This window comes from Dysgonomonas sp. 25 (assembly GCF_010501075.1).
Lineage (GTDB): Bacteria > Bacteroidota > Bacteroidia > Bacteroidales > Dysgonomonadaceae > Dysgonomonas.
Genome location: NZ_QVMN01000007.1, coordinates 1 through 22415, shown reverse-complemented (window position 1 = coordinate 22415; position 22415 = coordinate 1). Strand labels below are relative to the sequence as shown.

General features: G+C 44.3%; 15 protein-coding genes and 1 rRNA gene. 4 read left to right on the top strand and 12 right to left on the bottom strand.

Annotation, left to right across the window (positions count from 1 at the left end):
• Positions 1-13 precede the first annotated feature (13 nt).
• Together D0T66_RS11360 and D0T66_RS11355 are read right to left on the bottom strand one after the other, a co-directional pair.
• The gene (locus D0T66_RS11360) at positions 14-595 is read right to left on the bottom strand and encodes a 50S ribosomal protein L25/general stress protein Ctc (protein WP_163357417.1); all 582 of its coding nucleotides are present in this window, start codon (positions 593-595) and stop codon (positions 14-16) included.
• 152 nt (positions 596-747) lie between these two features.
• Positions 748-1665 carry an endonuclease/exonuclease/phosphatase family protein gene (locus D0T66_RS11355; RefSeq protein WP_163357416.1) on the bottom strand — a complete coding sequence of 306 codons (918 nt, stop codon included), beginning with the start codon at positions 1663-1665 and terminating at the stop codon, positions 748-750.
• 194 nt (positions 1666-1859) lie between these two features.
• Between D0T66_RS11355 and D0T66_RS11350 the strand changes: the two genes are divergently transcribed.
• Both D0T66_RS11350 and D0T66_RS11345 read left to right on the top strand, forming a co-directional pair.
• A complete protein-coding gene (locus D0T66_RS11350) occupies positions 1860-2705 on the top strand; it encodes a TerC family protein (RefSeq protein WP_221412218.1) in 846 nt (281 codons plus the stop codon).
• Between the two features lie 69 nt (positions 2706-2774).
• Entirely contained in the window at positions 2775-5075 is a 2301-nt protein-coding gene (locus D0T66_RS11345; protein WP_163357415.1) for a cation:proton antiporter, read from the top strand.
• Here D0T66_RS11345 and D0T66_RS11340 read toward each other — a convergent pair.
• The 5 genes from D0T66_RS11340 to D0T66_RS11320 all read right to left on the bottom strand — a co-directional run bounded on the left by D0T66_RS11340 (position 5072) and on the right by D0T66_RS11320 (position 12036).
• Complete coding sequence (locus D0T66_RS11340) at positions 5072-5668, bottom strand: sugar O-acetyltransferase (protein ID WP_163357414.1); 597 nt, start codon at positions 5666-5668, stop codon at positions 5072-5074. The two genes, D0T66_RS11345 and D0T66_RS11340, sit on opposite strands and share 4 nt — an antisense overlap.
• A 107-nt stretch (positions 5669-5775) precedes the next feature.
• Positions 5776-7206, bottom strand: a complete 1431-nt coding sequence (locus D0T66_RS11335; RefSeq protein ID WP_163357413.1) for an efflux transporter outer membrane subunit — start codon at positions 7204-7206, stop codon at positions 5776-5778.
• A 13-nt stretch (positions 7207-7219) separates the two neighbouring features.
• Entirely contained in the window at positions 7220-10396 is a 3177-nt protein-coding gene (locus D0T66_RS11330) for an efflux RND transporter permease subunit (RefSeq protein WP_163357412.1), read from the bottom strand.
• A 44-nt stretch (positions 10397-10440) separates the two neighbouring features.
• A complete protein-coding gene (locus D0T66_RS11325; protein ID WP_163357411.1) occupies positions 10441-11544 on the bottom strand; it encodes an efflux RND transporter periplasmic adaptor subunit in 1104 nt (367 codons plus the stop codon).
• Between the two features lie 27 nt (positions 11545-11571).
• Positions 11572-12036 (bottom strand): MarR family winged helix-turn-helix transcriptional regulator, encoded by a 465-nt coding sequence (locus D0T66_RS11320; RefSeq protein ID WP_163357410.1) that lies wholly within the window; start codon positions 12034-12036, stop codon positions 11572-11574.
• A gap of 338 nt (positions 12037-12374) precedes the next feature.
• Here D0T66_RS11320 and D0T66_RS11315 point away from each other — a divergent pair, with 338 nt between their 5' ends.
• Complete coding sequence (locus D0T66_RS11315) at positions 12375-13001, top strand: hypothetical protein (protein ID WP_163357409.1); 627 nt, start codon at positions 12375-12377, stop codon at positions 12999-13001.
• 49 nt (positions 13002-13050) lie between these two features.
• On the opposite strand, the gene D0T66_RS11310 is transcribed toward D0T66_RS11315, so the two are convergent.
• The 4 genes from D0T66_RS11310 to D0T66_RS11295 all read right to left on the bottom strand — a co-directional run bounded on the left by D0T66_RS11310 (position 13051) and on the right by D0T66_RS11295 (position 17755).
• On the bottom strand, positions 13051-14244 hold the full coding sequence (locus D0T66_RS11310; protein WP_163357408.1) for a D-alanine--D-alanine ligase family protein: 1194 nt from the start codon (positions 14242-14244) through the stop codon (positions 13051-13053).
• Positions 14245-14352: 108 nt separating this feature from the next.
• Positions 14353-15297: a Fic family protein gene (locus D0T66_RS11305; protein ID WP_163357407.1), complete on the bottom strand. Its 945-nt coding sequence runs from the start codon at positions 15295-15297 to the stop codon at positions 14353-14355.
• Positions 15298-15374: 77 nt separating this feature from the next.
• Complete coding sequence (locus D0T66_RS11300) at positions 15375-16883, bottom strand: UDP-N-acetylmuramoyl-tripeptide--D-alanyl-D-alanine ligase (RefSeq protein WP_163357406.1); 1509 nt, start codon at positions 16881-16883, stop codon at positions 15375-15377.
• A gap of 95 nt (positions 16884-16978) precedes the next feature.
• A complete protein-coding gene (locus D0T66_RS11295) occupies positions 16979-17755 on the bottom strand; it encodes an alpha/beta fold hydrolase (protein WP_163357405.1) in 777 nt (258 codons plus the stop codon).
• 552 nt (positions 17756-18307) lie between these two features.
• On the opposite strand from D0T66_RS11295, the gene D0T66_RS11290 reads away from it, so the two are divergent.
• Positions 18308-20623: a BamA/TamA family outer membrane protein gene (locus D0T66_RS11290; protein ID WP_163357404.1), complete on the top strand. Its 2316-nt coding sequence runs from the start codon at positions 18308-18310 to the stop codon at positions 20621-20623.
• A 133-nt stretch (positions 20624-20756) separates the two neighbouring features.
• Here D0T66_RS11290 and D0T66_RS11285 read toward each other — a convergent pair.
• Positions 20757-22287 (bottom strand): 16S ribosomal RNA (locus tag D0T66_RS11285).
• Between the last annotated feature and the right edge of the window lie 128 nt (positions 22288-22415).

The window sequence follows — 22415 nt, the reverse complement described above, 5'->3', positions numbered from 1 at the left end:
TTGTCAATCAATCTTATTCAGCATTTTTAGCTGCAAGACCTCTTGCTGCACGTGTCAATTGAACGCGGCAAACAACGGCATTTTTAGCGTTAAGCAATTCAAGTCCTTCGAAGCTTAGTTCGCCAACCTGAACAGATTTACCCAATGCCAGTTTTTCCACATTGATATGTAATTTTTCAGGAACTTTGTCATACATCGCTTTCACTTTCAACTTACGAAGGTCGAGTGAAAGTTTACCCCCTGCACGTACACCTTCTGCCAAGCCGTCGAGTACAACAGGTACGTCGATAACGATAGGCTTTTTCTCCAATACATGAAGAAAATCGAGGTGAAGTACATTGTCAGTTACAGGGTGAAACTGGATATCTTTCAGGATAGCTTTTGTTACTTTTCCGTCAAGCGTAAGGTTTACCAAGAAAATTTCCGGTGTATAAATCAGTTTACGCACTTCGTTTGCTTTCACGAAGAAAGCTGTTGCTTCTTTAGCATCTCCGCCATAGATTACAGCAGGTATTTCTTCTGCATTACGCAACGCTTTTGTTGCTTTCTTTCCAATTTCAGAACGTTTGGTTCCTGTTAGTTCAAATGTTTTCATTCTTTGTTTTTAAATAAATGTGTTACTCAAAATTAAGGATTAATTTGCTTCCTTATTTCCCATCACACTACGGGCTTTATAATTAAGCGGTGCAAAGATAGCAGTTTTTATCAAGTTGACAAAATCTATCAATACGAAAATTCGACATCCCGCTATTTCCCGTAAAACAGCAGTACCTTCAGCGGAAAATGGTCAGATGGCATGCGCACTTCGGCTTCTGTGGAAAACACTTCCTTCGGGAAGTCGCCGACATGCATTTCTTCACTATCGGCCTTGGGCGTTCTGTAACTATCCGTCAGGACACCGTAACGGTCTACGCGGAATTTGCCCGACACAAAAACATGATCTATCCGGCTATTGGTCATCCTGTCCCCTTTGAAAGCATTGAATGTCCCATTAAGCACATAGCGTATACGGGCTTTTTCGTACGAATCGTATAGTACACCCGATTCGGCCAGCAACTCATAACTTTTGTGCGTCTGATCTACGTTGAAGTCTCCCGTAAGGATGACATAATCTTTTCCGCACATCTCCTTTATTTTTTCGAGGACGAGCATGGCGCTATGCCTGCGGGCTTCGACACCGACATGATCCATGTGAAGATTGAAGAACCAAAGCTTTTTCTTTGTCTTTTTATCCTTGAAATAGCCCCAGGTGCAGATACGCGGCAGAGCAGCATCCCAGCCCTTATTTGGGAAACCGGTCTGCTCGGATAGCCAGAAGTGGCCGGATTTCAGCAACTCGAAGCGATCTTTCTTATAAAATATCGGGGCATACTCGCCTTTAGTATCGCCATCGTCCCGTCCGACTCCTACGAAAGCATAACCGGGCAACGAAGCGGAAAGGTCTTCTAACTGATTATGCAGGACTTCCTGCGTCCCGAGAATATCAAAGTCGTTGAATAGTATCAGCTGCGATATCACAGGCAAACGGCTTTGCCAGGCATTTCCTTTCTGCGCATCCCCTTGATTATCGTAGCGGATATTATACGATCCCACAACAATATCCTGCGCATGAAGGAAACATATGCAGGAAGCGACTAAAAGGAATGTTATCAGTATTTTTTTCATGGTATAAAACAATGTTTTTGAATTAGTATGTGTGCGTTGCAAATATAAGAATAAAACGAAACAGGACATTTATCGATATCGCTTATATTGCCCGTATAGATTATTTAACTCATAATTTCTTAAACATCTCGCCCCAAAACATGTTATTTAAATTGTACAAATCAATTATCTTTGTCCAAAGTTTAAACTGAGTTATGATCGAAATATTAGAAACATTCCTTTCGCCCGGTGCATGGATAGCTATACTGACGCTTACATTCCTCGAAATTGTATTGGGTATCGACAACATTGTATTCCTCTCCATCGTATCATCCAAACTGCCTGCGCACGAACAGCCCAAAGCGCGACGGACAGGGCTTATCCTTGCCATGCTGATGCGCATATTGCTGCTGTTCTGCATTTCGTGGCTCATGCAGTTGACAAAGCCAATCTTCACATTTGATACGACATGGCTCGACGGCTCTATTACGGGGCAGAGTTTGATTATACTTGTCGGAGGGTTGTTTCTCTTATACAAAAGCGTAAGCGAAATACACCACAAGCTGGAAGGCGTGAACGAAGCCGGAGAGGTGAAAGCCAAACACAGCAAATTCTGGGGTGTAATCCTGCAAATCGTAGCGCTCGACATCGTATTCTCTTTCGATAGCGTACTCACTGCCGTGGGGATGGTCAGCTTCAACGAGCATGGCTACATACAGGCTATGACGATTATGGTTACGGCAGTAATTATTGCTGTTTCCGTCATGCTGCTTTTTGCCGGCCCTGTCAGCAAATTTGTGAACGAACACCCGACTATCCAGATGTTAGGTTTAGCATTCCTCATCCTGATCGGAGTAATGCTTCTCGCCGAATCGGCTCATTTATCACACCTCAACATATTCGGCTCCACTGTAGGCGAAATACCGAAAGGGTATATCTATTTCGCTATATTCTTCTCGCTGATGGTCGAAGTTTTGAATATGAAGCTGCGAAAAAAGACCAAACCCGTAAAATTGAAGAACAGCGAGATAATTGAACAGGAAAAAACAACGGAAAAATGAGTTTTTTTTCGTAAATTTACTGTATCAAAAATCTGATTCGAATTAGAACCTAATAAGACAAAATAGCCAATGGCTCATTTACCAAATTTTATTATAGATCTGGCTGTCATTCTTATATCGGCCGGCATCGTCACTATTCTGTTCAAATGGCTCAAACAGCCGGTAGTTTTAGGTTACATTGTAGCCGGATTATTGGCAAGTCCTCATATATCGTTCCTTCCAACTGTTACTGATACAGCGAACATTCATGTGTGGTCGGAAATCGGTATCATTTTCCTCCTCTTTGCACTCGGGCTCGAATTTAGCTTTAAGAAGCTGGTAAGTGTCGGCGGAACGGCGTCCATCGCCACGGTCATCAATATGGGTTCGATGATTGTCATCGGCTATATTATCGGGAAACTGCTGGGCTGGGGATTTATGGACAGTATTTTCCTCGGCGGCATGCTATCCATGTCGTCTACGACCATCATCATAAAGGCATTTACCGATATGAACCTGCAAAAGAAGAAGTTTGCGGGAATTGTTTTCGGGATGCTCATCGTCGAGGATTTAGCCGCCATCCTCATGATGGTGTTGCTCTCTACGCTTGCTGTCAGCCAGAAATTCGAAGGTAGCGAATTAGTCGAAGAAATGCTGAAACTCGTATTCTTCATCCTCATCTGGTTTGTGGTAGGTATTTATCTGATACCGACCTTGTTGAAAAAGCTAAAGAAACACCTCAACGACGAAACCCTGCTCATAGTTGCTGTAGGCCTTTGTCTGGGAATGGTTCTATTTGCATCGGCCGTTGGATTTTCGGCAGCCTTAGGCGCATTTATCATGGGTTCTATCCTTGCCGAAACAATAGAGGCCAAGCATATCGAACATCTGGTAGAGCCGCTTAAGAACCTGTTTGGAGCAGTCTTTTTCGTATCAGTCGGCATGATGATCGATCCGGATATTATTGTCAAATATGCAGGCCTCATCATCCTGCTCACCGTCGTCATCCTCATAGGACGCCCGATATTTGCCGCCTTGGGGGTAGTGGCGTCAGGACAGGGAACCAAAGTCGCAGTTCAGTCAGGATTCAGCCTTGCACAGATTGGCGAGTTCTCGTTCATCATTGCCACCTTGGGTATGAGCCTGAAAGTTATCAGGGAAGATATGTACCCGATTATTGTTGCCGTATCGGTCATAACCACCTTTACAACTCCCTATTTCATCAAAGTCTCCGACCCCATTGCGAGTTGGGTAGACAAAAAACTGCCGAATAAATGGAACAGGCTACGGTCAGGGTATGCAAACTCCTATAAGAGTGTGAATAAACAAAATACATGGAAGAAATTGTTGAAAAGCATCCTGCTGAATGTGGCTGTTTATTTCACCATATCCATTGCTATCATGCTACTCTTCCAGCGATTTATAACACCGTTCATCATAGACTTCATCCCCAATATATGGGGCAAAGTGCTGGCGGCAACGCTCACCCTGCTACTGATGGCTCCGATGATGCGGGCTATTATAATGAAGCGCAACAAATCGCAGGATTTCAAGAACTTGTGGAGCGATAACTACTTCAACCGGGGAGCGCTCGTTTCGCTCATCGTACTACGGGTAGCCATTTGTGTGGCGCTCACGTTGATGGTGCTTATACCGCTCTTCCCTACGGCTACGCCGATTTTAGGCATTATTGCCTTGGTTTTCCTCACCATTATTACCTTCTCGCAGGCATTCAAGAAGCAATCGCGCATGATTGAAAACCGTTTCATCCAAAACCTGAACAGCAAGCAGCAATACGACGAAAGTCTGGCGGCTATCCCTTCGCAGGTTGCAAACGATTTGCTTTCGAAAGATATTCACATCGAAGAGGTCGAAATATCGCCTTTGTCCAACGTAATTGGAAAATCGTTGCGCGAATTGAACTTCAAACAACGCACAGGTGTCAATATTATCTGCGTTATCCGTGGCGAACGGAAAATAAATATCCCCGACGGCAAAGAAATACTTTATCCGTACGATAGGATAGTAATTGCCGGTTCGGACGAGGAAATACAAAGCTTCACCACATCGCTCGAAGAACGCAACAAAGCTTTGGAAGAGAAGGAAGAGGAATCGGCAACATACCACATCAGCCTCTCGCAATATATTGTAGAAAAAGGTTCTGCCATGATTGGCAAGTCAATCATAAAATTGAATATCAGGGACAAAACCGAATGTATGATAATCGGCATCGACCGGAATGACGAATCGATAACCAATTTTGATGCGCGTTTCATCTTTCAGGAAGGCGATATACTCTGGCTGGCAGGCGAAAAAGAGATGCTGAATGCATTCGGAGACAATATAGAAGCGGCTACGGAAAATACTCCTACGATGGAGTTCCCCATTTAATTTTCCGGACGGACAGATAAGTCCCTTACAACTCTTGCCGGATTTCCCAACGCAAGACTGTTTGCCGGAATGGATTTAGTAACAACGCTTCCCGCACCTATCACCGAATTATCTCCAATAGTCACTCCGGGTAATATAACAGAACCACCACCTATCCAAACATTCCTGCCTATATAAACAGGTGCCGTGTAAGACTTCCAAAAAGGGAAATCGGCATCAGGAGACGAAGATAGCCGTTCTTCAGGATTAACGGGGTGAGTAACAGTATAAATCTGAACATTGGGCCCTATACCGGAGTTTTCACCAATGACTATCTTATTACAATCAAGAAAAACGCAATTCATATTGATTTCGCAATTATTCCCGATATGTATATTCTCTCCGTAATCGACAAAAAACGGCGCAGTTATCCAAACATTCTCACCCCTTGTCCCCAAAAGTTTATCCAGAATGCCATTTAACAACTCTCTATTCGTCGTATCTGCGTCATTATATTGCTTTACATAACTTTTGGCCAAATGCCATCGGGTCAATAATTCCTCATCTCCGGCATCGTATATTTCGCCTGCCAACATTTTTTCTTTCTCTGTCATTTCTCTATATTTATTAATCGTAAACCAATCAAATATAAGAAAAAAAGCTACATCCTGTTACGGATGTAGCCCTTCTACATTTCATATCAATTAATAATAAGCCCAGCTTATTCTAATCCACCACCTAAAGCGCGATACAAATTCACGCTGTATTGCAATTGCTCCAATTTATCAGATACTTGTCCCAATTGAGCCTGCAACAGGTTTTGTTCGGCTGTCAATACTTCCGTATAGTTAGCCTCGCCTGCCTTCAACAATTCGTGTGTGTAATCGACAGCTTTCACCAACGAGCCCACTTGTTTGTCACGCATATTGTTTTTGGAAAGAGATTGCTCGTAACCATAAAGGATAGTCGAAACCTCTTGGCTGGCACTCAATACAGCTTTCTGGAATCCTAAGTAAGCTTCTTCTTCCTGCGCTTTCCGTATATTCAACTGGCTTATCAATTGCGTTTTAGCAAACAATGGCTGTGTAAATCCACCAACGATGCTGGCAAACAGATTCTCCGGTTTGAAGAAATTAGATAACCCGTTGACTGTCGAATATCCGAGCAGACCGGACGAAAGTGTAATAGAAGGATAGAAACTGGCTTGTGCAGCCACTTTCAATTCGAAAGCACTACGAAAACTCAATTCGGCTTGTTGTACATCCGGGCGGCGAGCCAGCATCTGGGCAGGCACACCGTGCGCCAATTGAGGTACAATCCGCTGATTCTTCATAGAAGAACGGAAAATCGGTCCCGGCTTACGTCCTAATAATAAGCTCAGTGAATTTTCCATGCTCTGAATATTACTTTTCAAGCCAGGAATGCTGACTTCGGTATTGTAAAGGAGCGATTTGCTTTGCTCTACGGCAGCAGCATTGACATTCGGCATACCGGCGTCCATCAGATATTGCATCGTAACGGTCGTTTCCTTCAACAATTCAATGGTTTCGAGAGATATGCGCAATTGCTCGTCCAATGCCAGAAGCGAGTAGTACGAAGTTGCAATATTGGAAACGAGCGAAGTCTGTATCAGATTTCTGCCGGCTTTGCTGTTCAGCATTTGTGCGTAAGAAGCACGATGCTCACGGTTCAATTTTCCCCATACATCCAATTCCCAGCTGGCAGAAACACCTAATGTATAAGTTTCTTTATGATAGGCCAAGCTGTTGCGTGGACGCGAAGCTCCTGTAAGCGGATCAGCGGCACTCAAACGGGTTTGATCTACCTGTCCGACCAGCGCCACGCTCGGGAAATAAGAAGCACGTGCCATTGTCAGGCTGGCTTCGGCTTGTTTGATGCGCGATTCGGCCATCAACAGGTCGAAGTTGTTTGTCAGTCCTTCTTCTATTAATCCTTGCAATATCGGATCGCTGAAGTATTGACGCCACGGAATAGATGCTATAGTAGTTGTATCTGTCGGATTCTCGTCGCGAAACAGCCCTTCGGTATCTACTTCCGGCGTTTTATAGCCATTCACCAATTGGCAGGACGGGAGTATCATTGAGGCTATAAGCCCCAATAATACGATTCCTTTTGTATATATTTTATTCATAATTATTTAAATACTATTCTGTTACTTCTTTTTTAGCTCTCGGATCTTTTCCGCTGAAACGCTCTTGCAAACTTTGGAAAATGATATACAAGGTCGGTATCACAAGTACCCCAATCATCGTACCGATGAACATACCTCCTACGGCACTCAGACCGATGGAGCGGTTACCTACGGCACCTGCACCTGTAGCAATAGCCAGTGGGAACAGACCTGCAATGAAGGCGAAAGATGTCATGAGGATAGGACGTAGACGCGCTACGGCTCCGTTGACAGCAGCTTCCACGATACTCATACCCTGTTCGCGCCGCTGCACGGCATATTCCACAATCAGAATGGCATTCTTCGCAAGCAACCCGATGAGCATCACCATTGATATCTGCACATAGATGTTGTTTACAATACCTTGGCTAACACCGAACAGTAAGAGGAAGATATACACTCCGGCCAAACCGACAGGTAATGAAAGTAACACGGCCAATGGCAGCAAGTAACTTTCGTAAAGAGCTGAAAGCAAAAGGTAAACGAAGATCAAACAGATACCAAAGATAATAGTTGTCTGGTCGGCACTACCCGATTCCTCGCGGCTCATACCCGAATATTCGTAGCTGTATCCGTCAGGGAAGATAGATTTGTCATGCGCAAACTCTTCGTCGATCACTTTCATAATATCCCCGGTAGAATATCCTCCCTGGAAATTCTGAATAACAGTCAAGTCCATTGCCTGATACATATTGAAACGCGTCAATGTCTGAGGTCCCATCACTTTTTCGAGCTTGATAAACTCTGTTATAGGAGCCATTTCGCCACTGCCCGTTTTCACATATATGCCATTGAGGTCGTCCAATTGGGCACGATATTCGGGAGATGCCTGAATCATTACCCTGAATTGTTTACCAAACAGGTTAAAGTTGGATGCATAGTAACTACCGATATATACCTGCAAATTAGTCATTATATCCGTCAGCGTGAGGCCTGCATCTTTTATTTTCGGCATATCCGCTTCGACCTGATATTGCGTAAAGTTAGGGTCGAATGTAGTCATCGCCACCATCACCTCATCACGCTCCTGCAATTTCTTAATCAGGTTGGTTGTTATAGCATAAAACTCGTGAATATCGCCACCCATACGGTCCTGAATCTGAAGCGACACCCCTGTACCCAGACCGAATCCTTGCAAGGTCGGAGTAGCCATAAACATGAATTTTGCATCTTGCATTTTGGCTGTTTTCTGCGTCATTTGTGTCGAAACCTCATCTGTTTTTATCTTACGGTCTTTCCACGGAATCATCTTGATGATAACCGTACCGTACGAGCTACCGGCTCCCGCCATGAAGCTGTAACCGGAAAGGTTGGTTACACTATATACTCCTTCGATTCCTTCTGCTATGGCAACAACTTCGGACATGATTTCTTCTGTTCTTTCCAACGAAGTTCCCGGAGGCATGGTAACGAATCCCATCACGGCACCACTATCTTCATTCGGCACAAAACCTTTTGGTATAAAGGATGTAATAGCATACAATACGATTGAAGCAAAAATAATGATTGCTGCTGTTATCCAGCGGTGACCTTTCTTCCCAAGGAAGTGCAGGCTCTTTTTATATTTTTGTGTTGCCGAGTTAAACAGCACGTTGAATCCATAATAGAAGCGTTGCAGGAAGTTTTTCTTCTTTCCGTGTTCGTCGCTATGGCCTTTGAGGAAGAGGGCACAAAGTGCGGGACTCAACGTCAAGGCATTGACAGCCGAAATGAGGATGGATACAGCCAGCGTAAGACCGAACTGTTTGAAGAAGATACCTGATGTTCCCCCGATAAAGCTGACCGGAATAAATACCGATGCCATAACGAGTGTGATGGAAACGATAGCAGGCGCAATTTCCTTCATCGCATTGATGGTGGCCGTTTTCGGGTCTTTCTCTCCGGCATCCAATTGGGCATGGACGGCCTCGACGACGACGATGGCGTCATCCACCACAATACCGATTGCCAACACGAGGGCAAAGAGTGTCAGGATGTTAATAGAGAATCCGAACACCAGCAAGAAAAAGAATGTACCGACAATCGCCACCGGAACGGCAATAGCCGGAATCAGTGTCGAACGGAAGTCTTGCAGGAAGACAAACACTACAATAAACACCAACAGGAACGCTTCCAACAGCGTAGAAATCACCTTGTTAATAGATGCACCCAAGAACTCACTGGAGTCCATCACATAGTTAATGGATACGCCATCAGGTAAAGATCTCTCAGCATCGTCCAGCACTTTCTTCACATCATCGATAACCTGTGTCGCATTGGAACCTGCCGTCTGGCTGATACCCATAAAGACCGACTCGGCTTTTCCTTTTTCATCTGTATATCTGGAACCTACACTATAGTTCAACGAACCGAGTTCGACATCGGCAATATCTTTTACACGTACGATTTGTCCATTGTTGGAACGTACAATGATGTTACCGAACTGCTCGTCTGTTTTGAGACGTCCTGTATATTTCAGGATATACTGGAAAGTCTGACCCGAGTTTTGTCCCAGCTCACCGGGAGCAGCTTCAATATTCTGATCTCGCAGGGCAGCAATAACTTCTCCTACTGATATTTTATAGGTTGCTAATACCTGCGGTTTCAACCAGATACGCATCGAGTAGTCTTTCGCTCCATATACGGCTGCATCCCCTACCCCATATACACGTTTGATTTGAGGTATGATATTGATGTTGGCGTAGTTCTGCAAGAACTGTCCGTCATAATCGGGGTTGGTCGTAGAGAGCGTCAAACCCAGAATGGTACTGGTTTGCTGTTTCTGAACGGTAACCCCTGTCTGGGTAACCTCGCTCGGCAATAAAGGGTTGGCTCTTGCTGCAAGGTTCTGCACGTTCACGGCAGCAATATCGGGATTGATACCTTGCTGGAAGAATACTTGTATCTGAGCCGAACCATTACTCATGGCTTTGGAGGTCATGTAAGTCATCCCTTCCACCCCGTTTATTTGTTCTTCGAGTGGGATAATTACACTATTCATTACCACATCAGCATTCGCACCCGGGTAATTGGCACTCACCTGCACGGTAGGCGGAGCAATATCAGGATATTGTTCGATAGGTAACGAAAACATCCCTATTATCCCCAGCACGACAATGAATACGGATATAACGGTAGATAATACCGGTCTTTCTATGAATGTTTTTAACATTTTTGTCTTATTTTATATTTTTCCTTATGTGCAAACGATTTCTATTATTTAGGCTGGATTCTCATCTTATCCTGGATTGTCAACAATCCGTTAGAGACAATCTTATCTCCCTGAGACAATCCGTCGGTCACTACATAACTTTGTCCGTCAGGTGTAGGGATAACCGAAATAATTGTTTGCACTGCCACTGTATCACCTTGTACTTTGAAGGCTATTATTTTATCCTGCAACGAACGGGTTGTTTTTTGAGGGATAACAACAACATCATCCATTTGTTTAGGGATAGAAATGCGTCCGCTTGTTCCGCTGCGCAGTATACCGTTTTTGTTCGGGAACTCTGCACGGAAGTTGGCTGTACCGGTAACGACATTAATCGTTCCACTGATCGTTTCTATCTTTCCTTCTTCAGCGTATTGTTCTCCATTAGAGAGCGTCAATCGTACAGGAGGCATATTTTTGATTTTTTCGGCCTGTGTTTTTCCTTCTACATTCGAAAGGAAAGACATCACATCTCTCTCATTCAGCGAGAAATAGGCAAAAACATTCCCTGTATTGGCAACAGTTGTCAGCACATTTTCTTTGCTCACCAAGCTACCCAAACGGAACGATACTTGTCCTACCACACCATTCACAGGGCTCGACACTTCTGTCCAACTCATTGTTGCCTGAGCATTTTTCAATTGAGCTTCAGCCTGAGCCAAAGATGCCAGAGCAGACTGGTATGAGTTTTCGTATGTATCGAGTTGTACCTTACTGACGATACCCTTTTCTGCCAACGGGCGGAAACGATCTACATTCAGTTTAGCGGTATTAACAGTTGCTTTCGCGCTTTCTACTGCGGCTTTGGCGGTAGTCAGAGCTTGTTCACTCGACGGAGAATTGATTTTGAAGAGTGTTTGCCCTGCTCTTACGACCGATCCTTCGTCGATATATATTTTATCGATAAAGCCATCGATACGCGGACGGATTTCAACATCTTCCCGCCCTTTTATGGTAACCGGATAGGTAGATAATAATTCTACACTTTGTTTTGTGACAGCCAGCGTTTCATACTCGGGTATCACAGTCTCTTTTGGCCCCTGGTCACCACTGCAGGAGGCTAATAATAATAACGAGAGAAAACCAATACTTAACCTTTTTAACTTCATACCTTTTATTAATTGTTGTTTAAGTGATTATTTTATATTTTTCATATTATTGTATAATATGCTTAACTGTTCGCGCATGACCTCACGGTCTACTCCGTTTTGTATCATTTCGTCATGCAGTGTGCGTATACGGGTAGCAGCTTTCAGCATAATATCGCTGCCTTCTTTGGTCAGCTCCACGATGCGCGCACGCGTATCCGTTTTGCTTTCCTTGCGGGTTATCAGCTTTTTTTTCTGCAAATTCCGGATGATAGTCGAAGTTGTCATCGGATCGATTCCGGTTTCTTGAGATAGAGCAATCTGCGTTGTTTCGATGTTGTCTGTTTTCAGTTGAATAATCGCCCCCATCAACTCGAGCTGGGGAACAGTCACATTCAAGTCGTCGATACAACGATGAATTACCCGCTGCCATAGTTTCAATACCTTCCGCGCAAGGTTCGAAACCTCATCTTCTTTTGCCAGTTCGCATATCTTCCGTAATTCGTCTGTCATCGTTTCTATACGTTTATCTAAAATTGACTGCAAATATAATAAGCATACTTATAATAAGTACAACTTTGCTCTAATTATTAACATTTTTTTTGATGCCTTTTTTCAAGTATTAATTCTTGGTAAAATAAACGATCCGGGGGTGATAAAAGGGGAAAAGGCATTTATAATTTTTAACCTTTCGATAGGGTAAAGATCCCTATTATTTGCAAGACCAAACGACACACTGCCGATACTACTTTTTTCTCTGTTAATTTCGATTTATCATTGTACCTGTCAAAGAGTTTTTTTATCTTTGTTAAATTAAAATTCATTTACAAATTATTAAACATTAACGTTGTATGAAAAAGACACTATTTAAATTAGCAATTATTACCCTGAGCATTTTAGCACTTCAATCGTGTAATGGAGTAACAAAAGAACACTACAGCATCCCTCCGGGCAAAGATTACCAGCTACTTTTCGAGCAAATATCTAAGACTTGCGGCGTAGAAGATCCCGAAATATACGAAATGTCGGGTACTTTCAAGCCGGGAAGCTACGAAGGCTACACAGGTACTTCCACTTTCGAGATCACCTTGCGCACATCGAAAAGTGTAGATAAGATGGCTGAGTACTACTACAATTTCGAAACGGGTTGGGGTAGCCCGAGCGAAATCACTATCTACGAGCATACAGGCAGAGGCGGACGCAAAGACCTGGCATACGACGAGTACAAAGAGTACCTCTTCAAGCAAAGCGAAATGCCTCCGTTCTCGGAATTCGAAAATATGTATAAGAAAGCCATTGAAGCATCGGGCTATGCCGAAGATAAATGCTATGTGCAAAGCTTTAAAATGGAGAAGGACGAAGATGCCGAAAATACGTTATTCATGGTTGTGCAGGACAAAGACGACCGCAAAAAGAAAGCGACAGTATATTTCGATATGAAAGGTAATGTCACCGATACAGAACATGAAAACGATTGACAAATGACGATAAACAAAGAATCCGGCTCGAAAGGCCGGATTTTTTTTATTATCTCTTCGCTCCGAACTTGCCGCCTTTGGCGCCCCCTTTCAGGTTGAAGATATTGGCATCGTAGCTTGTCGTTTTCAGCGAAGCATCGCGATTGCGCTTGAGCGCTAAATCTATCAGCTTATCCATCAGTTTATCGAAGCTCAATCCGGTAGCCTCCCACAGATAGAAAGAAAGCGAACCGGGTATTGTATTGATTTCGTTCACATAGATATCGTTGGTCTTTTCGTCCACGATGAAGTCGATACGCGAAACGCCGTCGCACGACAATACGCGGAAAGTTTCGGCGGCATAGCTGCGAATGGTTTCCGACATTTCGGATGAAAGATCGGCAGGAATCTTACGCTGTGTACTTTGCATCCCTTTGGATGGGCCGGAGTTTTTGCTGCCACCCATATACTTATCCGTATAGCTCAATATTTCGTCCGTCTTCACCGGCTCTTCGCATACCGAAGTGATGCATTCGAAGTTGTTGCCCAATACTGAACAGTTAATCTCCTTCAAATCGACAACCATATGCTCTACAATGATACGCGCCGAAAATTTAACGGCCATATCCACCGCTTTGATCAGCGCCGTGCGGTCTTGTGCCCGCGAAATGCCGACACTCGAACCCAAATTGGCAGGCTTCACAATAACGGGATAGCCTAATGTATCTTCTATCTTCGCTATCAGTTCGTCTTTGTGTGTAAACCACTGTTTATCGGTAAACCACTGAAAATCGACAACGGGAATATTACATTCGCGCAGAATCATTTTCATCGTGATTTTATCCATCCCGTTCACCGAAGCCAACGGCGGGCAACCGACATACGGCAGGCCAATCAGTTCCAACAATCCCTGGAAAGAACCGTCCTCGCCATTTGTACCATGCAATACCGGGAAGATTATATCCAATCGGGCATATTCGTCCGAACCGAACAGTTTCTTTTTAGCGGTGTAGAGTGTTCCGTTCCCCAGTTCGGGGCGGAGGTAGACTTGCGTACATTTCTTGAGCAAAGCCTCGGTATCGCGGTAATTATCCACTTCGAGCAATGCCGGGCCGGTGTACCATGTACCCTTTTTGGTCATATATACAGGTGTCACCGTATATTTTGCCGTATCGAAAGCATTGATTGCCTGCAAAGCAGAGATTATCGATATTTCGTGTTCGACCGAACATCCACCGAAAAATACGCCTACATTCGTTTTCATATAATTGTTTGTTTATATATTCCTTTTAATAATTGTTCGTTTCTTAAACGCTTTTGCAAAAGTAATATTTAAAGAGATGAAAGCAGCCCTAAAAAGATAGAAATATCATTACGGCAAATCATTTACGACCTCCCAATATCCATTTCGGGGCGATCCGCGATGGATAATAAGGCCTTCTTTGGTCATTTTTTGCAAATGATACTTAATACCGTCTGCTGTTAAATTCAATATAGCGGCCAACTCGTTGCGGGTGATTTTAGGATTATTACGCATTTGCGCCAATATCCTATCGCGAGTGGTGTGAGGAATCGCTTTTTCCATGGCTAACGTCTCGTTAATGACTTCCAGAATAAATTCAATAAACGGTGTACAACCACTTTCTCCGCCACTGATAGCAATTGCTTCATAATACTCTTTACGGTATTTATAAACAATATTTTCGATAGGTAGATCCTTGAAAATAGCACGCCACCGGCTAAGAATAAGCGTTTGCCAAAGCCGCCCCGTTCGCCCGTTACCATCCGAAAAAGGATGGATAAATTCGAACTCATAATGAAATACACAGCTTTTTATCAGCGGATGCTCATCCGTTCTGCTCAACCAATCGAACAAATCTTGTATCAGTTGCGGCACCCGTTCTGCCGGTGGAGCATAATGGATAATATCGTCGCCCGACGCCACACCGACGCCTTTCGCACGGAAGTGCCCTGCATCATCAATCAATCCGGCTTCCATAGCCAGATGAACTTTTAGCAAGTCGTCTACACAATACGGATTCAGCTCGTCGAGTAATTGATAGGCTTTAATAGCATTTCTTACTTCCTGCACCTCATTTATCGGAGCGATAACCGGCTTTCCTTCCAGAATAGCAGTGATTTGGTCGGTAGTCAAGGTATTCCCTTCAATAGCAAGAGAGCCTTGAATGGTTTTTATCCTGTTTACCCGATGTAAGCGTAAATCTTCCTGCCCGTAGAAACTGCCGATAGCCTCACTTATCTGCGAAACGAGGTCGATTATTCTGGGTGTTATTTGATAAGGAGGAATATATGCCATAGCTTTACAAAGATAGCAATTATTTCCAATCAGGGTAGTTTATTGGGTAGTTTATTAGATAGCAGACTACCCTAATATTATTTAAACACATCCGGCAAATCGTTCTCGTACAAGACCACATCGCCGCGTGTAATTATTGTCTGCAATTTCAATGTTGCATCATTGAATGTCGGAGCTTCGTAAAGATTTTCGATTGCAAATCCGGCATCTTTCAAACCGTTGGTCAGTGCTGCGCGATTATACTCACCCACCACGATAGCAAAATCGCACGACGAAGCCATCTGTTTGCCCAGCTCGTAGTTGAGTTCGTACTGCTTATCACCCAATTCGATAAAACCGGGTGTAACCACAATCCGCTTACCTGTCGTGAAGCTTTTGATAACTTCCATCGCCATGCGCGCGCCATATGGGTTAGAATTATAAGCATCGTCGAGGATAGTAAATCCGGCGGCCGTATATTTCAGGCTGAGGCGGTGTTCTACCTGCTCTATCTGAGCCATGGCGTACTTTATCTCCTGCGTGGTTAGTCCCAGCTCTTTGGAAACGATATAGCCCGCCAGCAAGTTGGAAAGGTTGTAGCTGCCTATCAGTTTCGTCTCGAATGTCTCGGAATCGCCCGATTTGTTTTTGATGTCGAAGCGGGTAGCTTCGGCGCTGTACGAAACATTGGCTATCCAATATTCAGCTTTCGGATTATTTTCTTCCATCGAATAGTAAGCAACCTTGTCTACATTCGATACGGGGCGATTGGCTACATATGGGAAATCGGCATTCAAAACAGCTAAGCCGTCTTTCGGCAAGGCGTCAACCAATTCGAATTTCGTTTTTTGGATATTTTCTATCGTCTTGAACGACTCCAAATGTTGCTCGCCTACTGCCGTGATGATACCGATATGCGGATTCACCAAGTCGCAAATCTCTTTGATATCGTTCAACTGCTTCGCCCCCATCTCACAGATGAAAACATTGTGATAGGGCTTCATATGTTCGCGCACCGTGCGGATTACGCCTAACGTAGTATTGAAATTACCCGGCGTCATCAGTACATTGTATTTCTCCGAAAGCATGCGATACAGATAGTGTTTCGTGCTTGTCTTGCCATAACTGCCTGTGATGCCGATTATTTTCAGGTCGGGCATTCCGGCAAGGATGCGTTTGGCATCGTTGTAGTAGCCTCTGTTGATAGACGATTCTATCGGCTGCATCACAATGACTGCCAGCATGATGACGGCAAACGAAAGCCAAGCCATCAACATTAATGCAAAAAAAACATTCGAGCGGAAAGGAATAGATAAAATATAATCTATAACTAAAAGCAATACGCAGGCGGCAATATACAAACGTTTTGCACGGGCAGTGAAAACTAAAGGCTTCTTCGACTTACGCTTCAATATAATAATTGCTTTCACCAATAAGATTGCGCCTATCGTCCCTGCCATTATCATATAGATGGATGAGGAAAGGAAAAATTCAGCGGAAAATAATAGAATCAAGCAAACAAAATCCATTATACGGCTAAAACTGAAAAAATCCCGCTTCAACCACTTCAAGTAGCGTTCGTTACGGTATGAGTTCTGCTGCATCATGTGCAATTCATATTTTAGCGCAACAAGCGAGTAAAATACAAATACAATAATCAATAAGAAGGGATATAAAAAATACAGAAGAGACATTTTTTTCTTTATTTCTTTTGTTTATCTTTTTCTAAAAAACTATTCAGCACCGCATCGAACTGGAAAGCTGCATCCAGAAAACTATAATGTCCTGCTCCTTTGAAAACAACCAAGCCCGAACCTTTAATCAGCTTTTCCATCTTCTGCGCATCTTTTACGGGGGTTGCCGTATCGTTTTCGCCCCAAAGCAAAAGCGTAGGCGCTTCTATCTTCGGCATAAAATGCCTCAAATCTTCATTCACAACCTTTATCAGCACCTTTTTCATCATCGGCGATGCGGAGTTGTAGTCGGACGAACCGGCTTTGTTGCGGTACGCCTCAATTTTTTGATTTGCTTTTCGCTTACCAACCAATAGTGGCAACAATTTTTTATAGAGCTTAAACGAATAAACTTTCAGGTAATATTTCAGGCTGCGCGACGGTTTTACGCCTGCCGCATCCACCAAAACCACCTTGTGTACCTTGTTCCGCGAAGCATAAATAATCGATACGCGCCCGCCAAACGAGTGTCCCAGCAAGATAGGATTTTCGATTTTCAACTCCCTGACAAACGATTCGAACAGTTGCGTATATTCCTCCATGCCCCATGCCACAGGCGGCTCGTCGCTTTGTCCGAATCCCGGAAAATCCAACGAATAGACTTTGAAATCGTGCTCGAGCATTTTCTGCATCCGGGCAAAAATATCCAGCGAACAGCCCCATCCATGCAGCAACACAATGGGTTGTCCCTCGCCAGTTTCTTTGTAGCGGACATTTACGCCGTTGATCGAAATCGTCTTTGTCATATCATCCAAAATCATTGCGAAGATACATAATTACGCGGATATATCCCGCTTCCGAAGCATAGATAATTTTGGTTGGGAATAATTAATTTTTTAACAAAAATATTTTTCATGCGCCACCCGGTAAAGAAAGAAAAGTAGCAAAAGAAAGAAATATTTTCTTGTTCTTTCGTTTCCAAAAAAGAGAAAGAAAAAAGAAAATAAATAAAAGAAAAAAGAAAGAGAAAAAGAGCAGGATTTCAGACAACGGCGCATTCAAGCCTTTCCGCTCTTTCTTGGGGGACGAGCGTCAGCCTTGAACCGCCTGAGGAAAGAAAATAAAATTAAATGTTAAAAAAACGCACGGCACGAACCATGCGGTTATCTATGTCCCGAATGCACTGGGGATCGACCGGCAAAAGGTAGACAATAAGAAAAAGCCATAGGCAGCAGAATCACCAGAAAAAATTTATTGTCGCGGCCAAACCTTTTGCCAGAGTCTGACTGAAAATTTTAGCGCAAATTTAAGTTGACTCTCAAACTTTTTATTGTTATTTTGCGTTTCATTAATTAAGTATGAGAAGCATTAAATATTTTATATTCATTTTTCTGATTTTTATCTTGGGCGCATGTAGTACAACCAAGAACGTCCCTGATGGCAAATACCTGCTCGACGAGATAAAAATAAAAAGTGATAATAAGATAGAAACTTCTCCCGAGTTGGAGGATTACGTTCGACAGCAACCGAACGGAAGCCTGCCACTCATCGGTAAGGTAGGGCTGAAAGTGCACAGCCTGGCAGGGAAAGATACGACCAAATGGATAAACCGCACTATCCGCAAGATTGGGAGCGAGCCCGTTATTTACAATCCCAAGCAGGCAGCGAAGTCTGCCGAACAGATACGGATTGCCATGCAAAATATCGGTTATCTGGAGGCAAAAGTAGATACTACCCAGCAATTCAAAAAAAAGAAAGCGATAGTCACTTACAACATCACCACGGGGATACCTTATCGTATACGCAACTACGCCAATACGGTGGAAGATACCACACTGAACCGTATAACAAAGCGTATAGCATCGTCTATCTCCCTATTGCACGAAGGTGACCTCTATAATCAGGAGATGCTCGAAAATGAACGGGTAAACATCAATAATATCTTGCGTAATGTGGGATATTATAACTTTTCGAAGGATTTTGTTTATTTCAAAGTCGACACCACCCTCAATTCGCATCAGGCTGATTTGTACCTGAATGTTTATCCTGCGCCGGACAGCCTCCCCCATGCCCGTTACAAGATAAATGATGTGACAGTGGTTTCAGGATTCAGGGTGAGGGATACAATACCTGCCGGACAATATTTCAGGCATCCCGACACAACTTATATCAGCGGGATGCGTATTATAAAGAATAAGAATCGTCCTTTCCTGCGCAACAGCACATTGAAGCGAAATAATTATTTGTGGAAAGGGATGAATTATTCCGACTACCTTTATTCCCGTACCTACGAGAATTTCAATAATCTGGGAGCTATACAGCAAACAAATATCCAAATCGTCCCGATAAAAAAGGATAGTGCCAACCTATTAAATGTCACCATCATCCTGTCGCCTGCCAATGCGCATTGGTTCAAAGCGAGCCTCGAAGGGACAAATTCGGCGGGGGATATAGGTATTGCTCCGTCGGTCTCCTACCAACATCAGAATTTATTCAATGGAGGCGAGATATTCTCCGTAACGCTCAAAGGAGCTTACGAATTCATCACCGGAAGCAAGAGTACCGACCTGCTCAACCAGAACTATTACGAATATGGTACAGAAACAAGCCTGACATTTCCTCAATTCCTTTTCCCTTGGTTGAAAAAGAGATGGAGGGAACAAACCGGCGCTTCGACTAAATTTTCGCTCGGGCTAAACAACCAGCACCGCCCGGAGTATACCCGGCAGTTCTTTAGCGGGGCAGTCGGCTATGGATGGGACACTAAAGGAAGGATTTTCCATCACAACCTCGACCTGATAAATGTCAATTATGTACGTATGCCGTGGATGTCGGACAAATTCAAGGAGATGTACATAGAGCCGGATTCTACAGGGAATTACCCGAACCAATTATTGCGCGAAAGCTATAAAGACCAGTTGATTGCCGGAACGACGTATACTATTTCCTACTTTGGCAGGCAACGCTTCAGAAAAAGTCCTCGTTCGACGGGAGCAAGAGCATCGATAGAAGTGGCCGGAGCTTTTCCGCGACTGATAACAGATATAAATGGTGCGAAAAGGGATGACGACGGAAGCAAAAAATTATTCGGCGTCTCCTATGCCGAGTATGTAAAGGGAACAGCCGACTTCTCGCAAACGCTGCCAGTTTCGCGCAGCCATACAGTCGCCTACCATATCGGAATCGGCTTTGCCTATCCTTACGGCAATTCGAATATCCTGCCATACGAACGCAGGTTCTTTGCAGGGGGAGCAAACAGCATCCGGGGGTGGAACACTCGCTCACTCGGACCGGGTTCGTACCGCAAAAGGAACGGGGTAACGAACGATTTTGTCAATCAAACGGGGGATATCCTATTTTTAACGAGCATCGAATCCCGCCACAAGTTAGGCAGTATGTTCGAACTGGCAGGCTTTGTGGATGCCGGTAACATCTGGACTGTAAAGGATTACGAGGAACAGCCAAACGGACATTTCAAATTCAGCAACTTCTACAAAGAGATAGCCGTTGCCTACGGCTTGGGGATACGCTTCGATTTAGGCTTCCTCCTGCTCCGCTTAGATACGGGTGTCAGGGCTTACGACCCTTCGCGCGAAATAGGCGACCGCCTTGTGATACACCGTCCGGCATGGTCGCGCATGGCATGGCACTTCGGGATAGGTTATCCGTTTTAAGAAATCAGAAACAAAAAAAGTCTGTAACTCGTTAGAATTACAGACTTTCTTTTATATCGTCATATTAGTTAAAGAAATAGTTGATTTAAGCAAGTGTGTAGTACTCAAGTATCTCGACCAGAGTCATCTCCAGAAAGGAGGTGTTCCAGCCGCACCTTCCGGTACGGCTACCTTGTTACGACTTAGCCCCAGTCACCAGTTTTACCCTAGGACGCTCCTTAACGGTTACGTACTTCAGATACCCCCGGCTTCCATGGCTTGACGGGCGGTGTGTACAAGGCCCGGGAACGTATTCACCGCGCCATGGCTGATGCGCGATTACTAGCGAATCCAGCTTCATGGAGTCGGGTTGCAGACTCCAATCCGAACTGGGAGAGGTTTTAGAGATTGGCATCCTGTCGCCAGGTAGCTGCCCTTTGTACCTCCCATTGTAACACGTGTGTCGCCCCGGACGTAAGGGCCGTGCTGATTTGACGTCATCCCCGCCTTCCTCGCCGCTTGCGCGGGCAGTCTCGCTAGAGTCCTCAGCTTAACCTGTTAGTAACTAACGATAGGGGTTGCGCTCGTTATGGCACTTAAGCCGACACCTCACGGCACGAGCTGACGACAACCATGCAGCACCTACACATCTGCTATTGCTAGCTAACCTGTTTCCAAGTTATTCAGATGCATTTCAAGCCCGGGTAAGGTTCCTCGCGTATCATCGAATTAAACCACATGTTCCTCCGCTTGTGCGGGCCCCCGTCAATTCCTTTGAGTTTCACCGTTGCCGGCGTACTCCCCAGGTGGATTACTTATCGATTTCTCTTGGTTACTTGAAATGAATCCCAAACAACTAGTAATCATCGTTTACGGCGTGGACTACCAGGGTATCTAATCCTGTTTGATACCCACGCTTTCGTGCCTGAGCGTCAATAATGGTTTAGTAAGCTGCCTACGCAATCGGGGTTCTTCGTTATATCTATGCATTTCACCGCTACACAACGAGTTCCGCCTACTTCATCCATATTCAAGAAAATCAGTTTCAATGGCAGGGCCGACGTTGAGCGTCGGAATTTCACCACTGACTTAATTTCCCGCCTGCGCACCCTTTAAACCCAATAAATCCGGATAACGCTCGCATCCTCCGTATTACCGCGGCTGCTGGCACGGAGTTAGCCGATGCTTATTCATACAGTACTTGCAAGAGGGGACACGTCCCCTTTTTTACCCCTGTATAAAAGAAGTTTACAATCCGTAGGACCGTCTTCCTTCACGCGACTTGGCTGGTTCAGTCTCCCGACCATTGACCAATATTCCTCACTGCTGCCTCCCGTAGGAGTCTGGTCCGTGTCTCAGTTCCAGTGTGGGGGATAAACCTCTCAGTTCCCCTATCCATCGTTGCTTTGGTGAGCCGTTACCTCACCAACTGGCTAATGGAACGCATGCCCATTCACTACCGAAATTCTTTAACAAATATCTCCATGCGGAGTCCCTGTATTATGGGATATTAATCCGTCTTTCAACGGGCTATCTCCCTGTAGTGGGTAGGTTGCATACGTGTTACTCACCCGTGCGCCGGTCGCCAGCAAAAGTAGCAAGCTACTTCCCTGATGCCCCTCGACTTGCATGTGTTAGGCCTGTCGCTAGCGTTCATCCTGAGCCAGGATCAAACTCTTCTTTGTATATTTTACTTTTTTCTTAATCCTTTGATTGGCTCTGGTTCTTTTATCCTTTTAAGAATTGATACTTGTCGATTATTTATACCGAAATACAAACAATCTGTACTACACGCTTAAATCTATCTCTTTTC

Bases quoted from the DNA above. Each gene is read 5' to 3' on its own strand.
- D0T66_RS11360 (WP_163357417.1), bottom strand. From the start codon at position 595: ATGAAAACATTTGAACTAACAGGAACCAAACGTTCTGAAATTGGAAAG.
- D0T66_RS11355 (WP_163357416.1), bottom strand. From the start codon at position 1,665: ATGAAAAAAATACTGATAACATTCCTTTTAGTCGCTTCCTGCATATGT.
- D0T66_RS11350 (WP_221412218.1), top strand. From the start codon at position 1,860: ATGATCGAAATATTAGAAACATTCCTTTCGCCCGGTGCATGGATAGCT.
- D0T66_RS11345 (WP_163357415.1), top strand. From the start codon at position 2,775: ATGGCTCATTTACCAAATTTTATTATAGATCTGGCTGTCATTCTTATA.
- D0T66_RS11340 (WP_163357414.1), bottom strand. From the start codon at position 5,668: ATGACAGAGAAAGAAAAAATGTTGGCAGGCGAAATATACGATGCCGGA.
- D0T66_RS11335 (WP_163357413.1), bottom strand. From the start codon at position 7,206: ATGAATAAAATATATACAAAAGGAATCGTATTATTGGGGCTTATAGCC.
- D0T66_RS11330 (WP_163357412.1), bottom strand. From the start codon at position 10,396: ATGTTAAAAACATTCATAGAAAGACCGGTATTATCTACCGTTATATCC.
- D0T66_RS11325 (WP_163357411.1), bottom strand. From the start codon at position 11,544: ATGAAGTTAAAAAGGTTAAGTATTGGTTTTCTCTCGTTATTATTATTA.
- D0T66_RS11320 (WP_163357410.1), bottom strand. From the start codon at position 12,036: ATGACAGACGAATTACGGAAGATATGCGAACTGGCAAAAGAAGATGAG.
- D0T66_RS11315 (WP_163357409.1), top strand. From the start codon at position 12,375: ATGAAAAAGACACTATTTAAATTAGCAATTATTACCCTGAGCATTTTA.
- D0T66_RS11310 (WP_163357408.1), bottom strand. From the start codon at position 14,244: ATGAAAACGAATGTAGGCGTATTTTTCGGTGGATGTTCGGTCGAACAC.
- D0T66_RS11305 (WP_163357407.1), bottom strand. From the start codon at position 15,297: ATGGCATATATTCCTCCTTATCAAATAACACCCAGAATAATCGACCTC.
- D0T66_RS11300 (WP_163357406.1), bottom strand. From the start codon at position 16,883: ATGATGCAGCAGAACTCATACCGTAACGAACGCTACTTGAAGTGGTTG.
- D0T66_RS11295 (WP_163357405.1), bottom strand. From the start codon at position 17,755: ATGACAAAGACGATTTCGATCAACGGCGTAAATGTCCGCTACAAAGAA.
- D0T66_RS11290 (WP_163357404.1), top strand. From the start codon at position 18,308: ATGAGAAGCATTAAATATTTTATATTCATTTTTCTGATTTTTATCTTG.